We start from the raw sequence: 8,648 nt of genomic DNA, 5'->3' as shown, positions 1-8,648 counted from the left end.
TCGAAATACCTCGGTCGTGCTCTCTGGCGACGATGGAGCGGATACCACCGCCGAAGCCGCGTCGAAACGAAGATGCACTGTGTGAAACTGCTGGGGCAGCGCCTCATGGCGCGGGACTTCGACCGACAGGTCGCGGAGCTTCAGGTCCGTATCGCCGTTCTGAACGGCTACACCGCGCTCGGCATCCCTGTCACAGAGCCCGTGGGATAAGTCTGTCCGGGGAAAGGGGAACCCCGGCCATCAGCCGATTTGTGCAACAGAGCCCGCACTCTCACATATTCGGGTAGTTGGGCCCGTCGCCGCCCTGGGGTGTGGTCCAGTCGATGTTCTGGCTGGGGTCCTTGATGTCGCAGGTCTTGCAGTGGACGCAGTTCTGGAAGTTGATCTGGAACTTCGGGCCGTCGGGCGTGTCCAGCACCTCGTAGACCCCCGCCGGGCAATAGCGCTGCGCCGGTTCCGCATAGACCGGCAGGTTCACCGCGATGGGGATCGCGGGATCGTGCAGCCTCAGGTGGCAGGGCTGGCTTTCTTCGTGGTTGGTGAAGGAAAACGCCACGTTGGTGAGGCGGTCGAAGCTCAGCTTGCCGTCCGGCTTCGGGTAGTCGATGGGCTGGTAATCCGCGGCCTTGCCGGTGGCCTGCGCATCGGTCTTGCCGTGCTTCCACGTCCCCAGCGGGTTCCAGCCCGTGAGGTTCGCCACCCACATGTCGAAGCCGCCGAGCGCGAGGCTGGCCCAGAGCCCCAGCTTCGACCAGAGCGGCTTGACGTTCCTGACCGGCTTCAGGTCGCGGGCGATGGGGCCGGAGCGCAGGTCGGCCTCGTATTCGGCCAACTCGTCACCCGCGCGCCCCGCGGCGATGGCGGCGGCCGCCGCCTCGGCCGCGGCGATCCCCGACAGCATGGCGTTGTGGTTGCCCTTGATGCGCGGCACGTTCACCAGCCCGGCCGAGCAGCCCAAGAGCGCCGCCCCCGGCACGGTCAGTTTCGGGATCGACTGCCAGCCGCCCTCGGAGATGGCGCGGGCGCCGTAAGCCACGCGCTTGCCGCCCTCGAGCAGCTCCGCGACCAGCGGATGGTGCTTGAAGCGCTGGAACTCCATGTAGGGATAGAGATAGGGGTTGGCATAGTTCAGGTGCACGACGAAGCCGACCAACACCTGGTTGCCCTCGAGGTGATAGATGAAGCTGCCGCCGCCGGCGTTCTTGCCCAAGGGCCAGCCCATGGTGTGGGTGACGGTGCCGGGGCGGGCCTTGGCCGGGTCGATCTCCCAGATCTCCTTCATGCCGAGGCCGAATTTCTGCGGCTCGTGACCGGCCGAGAGGTCGTATTTCGCGATCAGCTCCTTGGCCAACGAGCCGCGCACGCCCTCGGCGATCAGCACGTATTTGCCGCGCAGCTCCATGCCGGGCTCGTAGGCCGGGCCGGGGGTGCCGTCGGCGTTCAGCCCCATCTCGCCGGCGACGACGCCGACCACGCGGTCGCCCTCGTAGACCAGCTGCGAGCAGGCCATGCCGGGGAAGATCTCGACCTCCAGCGCCTCGGCCTGCTCGGCGAGCCAGCGGCAGACATTGCCCATCGAGACAATGTATTTGCCGTGATTGTTCATCAGGGGCGGCATCGGCCAGTTCGGGACGCGGACCTGGCCATGCGGGCCGAGGATGTAGAAATTGTCCTCCTTCACCTCGGTGGTGACCGGGGCGCCCCTGTCCTTCCAGTCCGGGATCAGCTTGTCGAGACCGGCGGTGTCCAGGACGGCGCCCGAGAGGATATGCGCGCCGATCTCCGAGCCCTTCTCCAAGAGCACCACGGAAAGCTCGGGGTTCACCTGCTTCAGCCGGATCGCCGCCGACAGCCCGCTCGCTGCTCCGCCCACGATCACAACGTCATATTCCATCGACTCGCGTTCGATCTCGGACATGCAATAGGGTCCTTCTGGCTGTCAGGTGAGCTTACAGCACGGGGGTTGGTAGGTTCTGCCTCCCCTCCCCACGGCCATGGATGCCCCGGATAAATTTGGTAAACGGTGAACTTCAGAGTTTTCCGGTGAGTTTCGGGGCGGTGGTGAACAGGTCTCCGACAAGGCACAAGCGGCGATCCCGAATATCTTCTGCCTTCTGCCCTCACAGGGCCGCCCTTTTGGGCGGCCCCGCTTCGCTTCAGAAGGTGAACTTCACCACGCCCTGCAGGCGGGTGTTGTCGAAGCTCACACCATCGAACTGCTCGCGCTCCAGATAGCTGACCTCCGCCGCCAGCATCAGCTGCTTGGTGGCGAAGTAGCGATAGGTGAGGTAGGTCGAGCTGATCTGTCTCGTTCCGCTGTCCGCCGCACCGGCATAGTCATCAAAGCGCTGCATTCCGTAGGCCACCGAGATGTCGCTCTTCTCGCCCAGCGTCTGGGTGATACCGGCCTTGAGCCCCTGGACCTTGATCGCATCGCCATTGGCATCGATATCATAGGCGTATTTCCCGCCGGTGGCGATGTCGATCGTTGCCGCGCCGGCGTTGTTCATCGCCGTCGCGATCCCCTTGCCGCCGACATACTGCACCTGCAGCTTGCCGCCCTGCCAGGCCTCGACATCCGCGCCGAGCGCATAGCCGAGACCGCGCACGCTCTCCCCGGCATTGGTCTCCAGATTGCGCGCGAGAAGACCCAGGCCCGCCTTCACCCGCGGCGAGGCATAGCCGCCGAAAGCGGACAGCGCCAGATTCGACTGCGCGCCGGGGGCGTAGTCTTCCTCGACGGCCAGGGACAGGCGCCATTGCTCATTCGGCCGGAAGGTATAGCGCAGCTGCGGCACCCGGTAGTTGGTGCCGCCCGCCGCACCGTTGAAGTCCTGGATCGCGCCGGGCGTGCCCTCGAAGGGCATCCAGTTCGTCCAGGTCTGCCCGGCCAGCAACGGCCCGACCTCGCCATAGGCGTGACGCAGGCGGAAATTGCCGCTGCCGCTGGCCGCGCCGTAGAAATCGCCCTCGAGGTTGAACTTCACCTCGCCGATCTCGGTGTCGATGCTGCCCTTGACGCCCAGCCGGCTTTCGAACGCCGTCGCCCCGCTGCCTCCGTCCTGCACCGAACTCTCCCCGACGCTGGCCATGCCGCCGGTCGTATAGCCGAGGTCATAGTTGTTGTCGCCGACCAGGTCGAGCTTGGTAAAGCCATAGAAGGACAGCTTCACCCCCGGCCCCGCCGTCACCGCCGGCGCGGCGGCCTTTTCCGCCTCGAGCGCCGCGATCCGCGCCTCGAGCGCGGCCAGATCCTGTGCCGATGCGCCCGCCGCGCCGCAGCCCAGAAGCGCCGCGGCCAGCAGGCCGGTCTTTCGTCCCTTCGTCCATTTGGTCGTCATCTTGATCCTCCCTCTTGGTGTGATGCCAGTGCGTTTGCGCATGCGACCCCCCTGGCCCGGAGCCGCGCAGGACCACCGGGATGCCCGCACCCCGGGTTCGTCATGTCGTTGAGTTTTGTGCGGGATGCCGGCGACCGCCGGACATCCCGCTGGCCTTAGTCCGAGGCCATCACCCGCTCGAGCCGAACCTTGAAGGCTGACCGGGTCGGAAAAACCAGAAAGATCATCGGCCGCAGGCAGTCATCGTTACAGCCAGCTATCGCATTCAGCTTTGCGGAACCTGCAATATCAGCCCATCCAATACGCGGGTGAGTTCGATTTGACAGCAAAGCCGACTGTTCTCACCGGCACCGTCCAAGGATTCCAGCAAATCCTTTTCCATATCCTCAGCGTATCCGACCAACTCAATCCAGTCGGAGTCGACGACGACATGGCAGGTAGCGCAGCTGCAAGCTCCGCCGCACTCGGCCGCGATCCCTGGCACCAGATTGTCCACGGCAACCTGCATGGCAGTATCGCCGGGATGAGCCTCGACTTCAGTCGAAACGCCCGCTGAATTGAGAAACGTGATCTTGATCATGACTCCCCCCTTGCGGCACTCAGGCCACGATCTCCTTGAATGGCCGGCTGTCATCGGCCAGTTGTTCGGGCGCAATCTCGCGCCCCTCGGCAATGAGTTTTTTCGACAGCAAGAATTCCGATGCCCTATTGACACAGTCGGCCGCGATCAAACGGCCTTGCCGCAGATAGAACGCTGCGAAACTGGCACTCGCCTCTGCATCGCCTCGCATGACGATCCGATCATAGCCGGTGCTGATACCCGCCGTTTGCAGCTTCAGATCGTACTGATCCGACCAGAACCATGGCAGCGAATGATCGGGACGTGGCTTGCCGCAGATCGCGGATGCAGCCGCCTTCGCCTGCTCTACGGCATTACCTACGGATTCCAGGCGAAGCGTACCGAAATCCTTGACTGGATGCACCGTGCAATCGCCCGCCGCAAAGATGTCGGGATCGCTGGTCCGGGCACAAATGTCGGTGACGATCCCCCCTGAAACTTCCAACCCGGCGGCTTCGGCCAGTTCGGTATTGGGCACCACGCCGATCCCGACGACAATGAAATCCGCATCGACGCTGCGCCCATTGTCCAGTTCAAGCCCGACAGCAAGGTTCGGCTTCTTTGCGTCCGCAACCAGCCCGGCAATGGCACAGCCCGTAAGGATCTCGACGCCTTTCTCAGCATGGACGCGCTGATAGAACTGCGACAGTTCCGGCGCGGTGACACGTGCCAGAACCCGTGACGCGGCCTCGATTACCGTAACAGAGACGGCGAATTTGCGAAGTACCGCCGCGGCTTCCAGGCCGATATAGCCGCCGCCGATGATGACAGCGCGGGCACCATCCCGCAGGTAGACCCGCAGCGCCTCCAGATCATTGCGATTGCGCAGATAAAGCACATTATCGAAACCATCTTCCGGCAGACGCCGCACGCGCGCGCCCGTGCACAATGCGAGCTTGTCATAGGCAAGCCGCGCGCCATCCGAAAGGACTACTGCCTTATGCGGGCGGTCGATGCTGGAAGCACTGGCATTCAGCACCAGTTCAATCCCCTGCCGTTCATAGAATTCAGCGTGGCGAATCAGGATTTCATCGAAGGTCTTTTCGCCCGCAAGATAGGCCTTGGACAAAGGAGGGCGGTTATAGGGCAGCCAAGGTTCATCCCCGACCATCGTGATACGCCCGGTCCATCCCTCCTGCCGCAGACTTGCCGCAAGTTGCGCCCCGGCATGACCTGCCCCGACGATGATACAGGTCTGCTCCATGGACCAACCTTCCTCCCAGTGACGTGTTCCCATCGGTTGTGGTGATCGACAGAAACGATAAAGCAACCTTATTGATTGGAGTGTAGGATGTCCGCTTGCGTCTGATCCAATATTTCCTGCGAATGGACCTGAGGCGGATGTCCGGTGCTGATGCCGCCGGACATTGCATCCGGCAGGCTGGTCAGTCGAACAGCAGCGAAGGCAGCCAGGTGACGATGATCGGAAACAGAACCATCAGACCCACGCGCATGATATCCACCGTGACGAAAGGCACGATGCCGCGCATGATGGTCCCCAGCGGCACGTCAGGGGCAATCGCTCGTACCACGAACAGATTCATTCCAAGCGGTGGGGTAATCAGCGCCAATTCCACCATCATCACGACGACGATCCCGAACCAAACCGGATCATAACCAAGCCCCATCACGATCGGAAAGAAGATCGGCAGCGTCAGCAGGATCATAGCAAGACTTTCCAGCACACAACCCAAGAGCAGATAGATGAGCAGGATGGTGAGCAACGTGCCGGTGGCGGAAAATCCACTCTCGGTGATGAATGCCAGAAGCGACTTGTCGGCTCCGGTAAGGTTGATGAACTCGCCAAAGACGCTTGCACCGATCACCAGAGCAAAGAGCATGCCGGTGGTATGCGCACTGTCGCGCAGGATCTCGGCAAAGGCAGGCAGCTTCACGCCGCGGATCAGGGCGATCACGAAGGCACCTGTCGCACCGATCCCGCCGGCTTCGGTCGCGGTGAACAGACCACCATAGATCCCGCCAAGAACGACGATGAACAGCGCTGCCACCAGCCAAGTCCGCCGCAATGCCGAGAGTTTCTGCGTCATGGTCGAGGGCCGTCCACTGGGCGCAGCGGCAGGATTGCGCGATGCCACCCAGGCCACCGCAAGCGCATAGCCAAGAATGCCGAAGAGACCGGGGATGATGCCTGCCGCGAATAGCATGCCGATATTCGTTTCGGTTTGCACGCCATAAATCACCATGATGACGCTGGGCGGGACCAGGATGCCCAGCGTCGCCCCCGAGGCCACCGTGGCGGTGTTAAGCTCGTTCGAATAGCCAAAGGACCGCATCGACGGAATGGCGATCTTTCCGATGGTCACCGCCGTTGCGACGCTTGAGCCGGAAACCGCGGCAAAACCGCCGGATGCACCGATAGTGGCCATGGCCAGGCCGCCGCGATAGCGGCCCACGAAAGCCTCCGCGGCACGATAGAGATCGGATGAAATCCCCGCGCCGCAGATCAGGTTACCCATCAGCACGAACAGCGGAATGACCGAGAGGCTATAGGACAAGGTGTGACCACTGGCCGTCAGCGCGGTCATGGTCATTGCCTGAGGCAGCCCGAGAAGAGCCCAGTAGCCGCCGAACCCCACCAGTGCCAGCGCCACTGCAACGGGCGTGCGCAGGAAGATCAGCGCAAAGGCTGCAAGAAAACCGATACCTGCCGCCAGCATCACACCACCTCATCCAGGACGTGTTCGGAAGAAACTTCGTTTGCGCGATGCGCGAAAGCGGAGAGGACGAAGGTCAGAGCGGTCACCCCACTCATGACCGACATGAAGAAATAGGCATAAAAAATCGGAATCGAGAGTTGAGGCGTCAGATCACCATAGCTCTCGAGCCGCAAGGCCTGCAACCAGAGCCGATAGCTGAGGATGCAGAACAGCGCCGCACCCAGAAAATCGCTGACGATCTTTTCCAGCGTTATCAGCCAGCGCGGCGAAATGCCGTCAAACAGATCGACAACGATATGTTGGCGTTTCCACGCCACGACCGGATAGGCAAGAAAAGTCACGAGAGCCAGTGAGTACTCTGTCAGCTCGTTCGATCCGATCAGCGGCTGGTCAAAGATGTTGCGCCCCACGACATCTATGAAGGTCAGGGCCGTAAGGACGACGAGCATGGCCCCGGCCAGGGCGTCTGCCAGCCAGAGAAGAGCGTCCCGGCCCTTCGTCATTGTCTCTTCCCTCAATTGATTTTCCTCCCCAGTTGGTACTGCCGGCATCGCCCACGTATTACGCGGCTCGTGCCGAGGCGATAATCGCACCTTCAGCGGTTGAAACTAGGAACGTGAAAATCATCCGTAAAATACGAAATGCCTCTCAATAGCTAGGCTTTCCGTCTAGATGGGCTCTGTTGGGCTCTGATGCTGTGACCGCCCCCCGACGGCCTCTGTGTGCCAAGGTGGGTCTGCAATGATCCACAAAGGAGAGCGGTCATGTCTGAGATTATCACGGTCGGACTCGATTTGGCGAAGAATGTGTTTCAGGTTCACGGGGCCGACGCTGCGGGCCGGGCGGTGCTGCGCAAGAAGCTGAGAAGAGACCAGGTCCTGGCATTCTTCGGACAGCTTCCGGCCTGCGTTGTCGCGATGGAAGCCTGTGGCGGCGCCCATTTCTGGGGGCGTGAGATCGGGAAGATCGGGCATGAGGTGCGGCTGATCCCACCCGCCTACGTGAAGCCATTCGTGAAGCGCCAGAAGAATGACATGGCCGATGCCGAAGCAATCTGCGAGGCGGCGCAGCGCCCGACGATGCGCTTCGTGCCGGTGAAGAGCGAGGAGACCCAGGGCGCTGCAATGGTCTTTCGCATCCGCGAGTTGCTGATCCGGCAGAGAACCCAGGCCATCAATGCCCTGCGCGGGCATTTGGGCGAGTTCGGAAAGATCGTGCCGCAGGGCGCGGCTAACGTGTCGAAGCTGATTGCCATTGTGGAAGATCCGGAAGGCGGTCTGCCTGCCGATGCCATCCCCACGCTCAAGGTGCTGGTCGCGACCCTCGCCCATCTCGAGGCGGAGATCAGCAAGCTCGATACCGAGATCGCCCGGTGTGCCCAGGACAATGAGGTGGCGCGGCGGCTGATGACAGTCCCGGGGATAGGTCCTCTGATTGCCACGGCCATCGCAGTCCTGGCTCCGCCCCCCGAGACGTTCCGCAAGGCGCGCGATTTTGCGGCTTGGCTCGGCCTCACACCCCGTCAGCATTCCACAGGCGGCAAGCAGCGCCTTGGGGCCACGACAAGGATGGGCGAACGGTCTTTGCGGCGCCTCCTGATCATTGGCGCCAACAGCGTCATCATCAAACGCCATGTCCATGCTGCGGCCCGGCCGGGAACTTGGCTGGGCGGGATGCTGACGCGCAAGCCGCCGATGCTGGTGCGGGTCGCGCTGGCGAACAAGATGGCGCGGATCGTCTGGGCTCTGATGGCCCGGGGTGGCGTCTACAAGGCTCCGGCTACGGCGGCGTAAGCCGTCCGTCAGTCGCGAGGAGGTCGGAGCGTAAGAGGGCAAGGAGCAGCTTGGCGCAATAGTCGTGAGACAGGATCGGGAGAACCAGTGTGCAACAGAGTGCCAACGAGCACGCGGCTTTGATCTGGATCCGATCTTCGAACACCATGCGGGCCCGCGGCACGACGACGGCCGCACCAGAGGCCGGATACATGTCAGCACCCGACACCGCGCCAAA

General features: G+C 62.4%; 8 protein-coding genes and 1 pseudogene. 2 read left to right on the top strand and 7 right to left on the bottom strand.

Features of this window, described 5'->3' with window-relative positions:
* Positions 1-210: pseudogene (locus PARJ55_RS0120320) on the top strand (IS5/IS1182 family transposase); the annotation flags it as partial.
* Positions 211-271: 61 nt separating this feature from the next.
* On the opposite strand, the gene PARJ55_RS0120315 reads toward PARJ55_RS0120320, so the two are convergent.
* From PARJ55_RS0120315 to PARJ55_RS0120290, 6 genes are all read right to left on the bottom strand, one after another.
* Positions 272-1,918: an electron transfer flavoprotein-ubiquinone oxidoreductase gene (locus PARJ55_RS0120315; protein ID WP_028714635.1), complete on the bottom strand. Its 1,647-nt coding sequence runs from the start codon at positions 1,916-1,918 to the stop codon at positions 272-274.
* A gap of 238 nt (positions 1,919-2,156) precedes the next feature.
* Complete coding sequence (locus PARJ55_RS22775) at positions 2,157-3,341, bottom strand: DcaP family trimeric outer membrane transporter (RefSeq protein WP_036714717.1); 1,185 nt, start codon at positions 3,339-3,341, stop codon at positions 2,157-2,159.
* Positions 3,342-3,606: 265 nt separating this feature from the next.
* A complete protein-coding gene (locus PARJ55_RS0120305; protein WP_028714634.1) occupies positions 3,607-3,921 on the bottom strand; it encodes a 2Fe-2S iron-sulfur cluster-binding protein in 315 nt (104 codons plus the stop codon).
* A 19-nt stretch (positions 3,922-3,940) separates the two neighbouring features.
* Positions 3,941-5,164: an NAD(P)/FAD-dependent oxidoreductase gene (locus PARJ55_RS0120300; protein WP_028714633.1), complete on the bottom strand. Its 1,224-nt coding sequence runs from the start codon at positions 5,162-5,164 to the stop codon at positions 3,941-3,943.
* 181 nt (positions 5,165-5,345) lie between these two features.
* The gene (locus PARJ55_RS0120295) at positions 5,346-6,638 is read right to left on the bottom strand and encodes a TRAP transporter large permease (protein ID WP_028714632.1); all 1,293 of its coding nucleotides are present in this window, start codon (positions 6,636-6,638) and stop codon (positions 5,346-5,348) included.
* The gene (locus PARJ55_RS0120290; protein WP_051416391.1) at positions 6,638-7,141 is read right to left on the bottom strand and encodes a TRAP transporter small permease; all 504 of its coding nucleotides are present in this window, start codon (positions 7,139-7,141) and stop codon (positions 6,638-6,640) included. The genes PARJ55_RS0120295 and PARJ55_RS0120290 overlap by 1 nt, the downstream gene beginning before the upstream one ends.
* A 261-nt stretch (positions 7,142-7,402) precedes the next feature.
* Between PARJ55_RS0120290 and PARJ55_RS0120280 the strand changes: the two genes are divergently transcribed.
* A complete protein-coding gene (locus PARJ55_RS0120280; protein ID WP_028714619.1) occupies positions 7,403-8,431 on the top strand; it encodes an IS110-like element ISPko7 family transposase in 1,029 nt (342 codons plus the stop codon).
* Here PARJ55_RS0120280 and PARJ55_RS24695 read toward each other — a convergent pair.
* A partial coding sequence (locus PARJ55_RS24695) for a hypothetical protein (RefSeq protein WP_028714620.1) occupies positions 8,418-8,648 on the bottom strand: 231 nt, incomplete at its 5' end. The genes PARJ55_RS0120280 and PARJ55_RS24695 overlap by 14 nt on opposite strands.

The organism is Paracoccus sp. J55 (assembly GCF_000513975.1).
In the GTDB taxonomy this organism is placed as follows: Bacteria; Pseudomonadota; Alphaproteobacteria; order Rhodobacterales; family Rhodobacteraceae; genus Paracoccus.
Note: the sequence above shows the minus strand (reverse complement) of the source record. Positions and strands in the feature narration are given on the sequence as shown.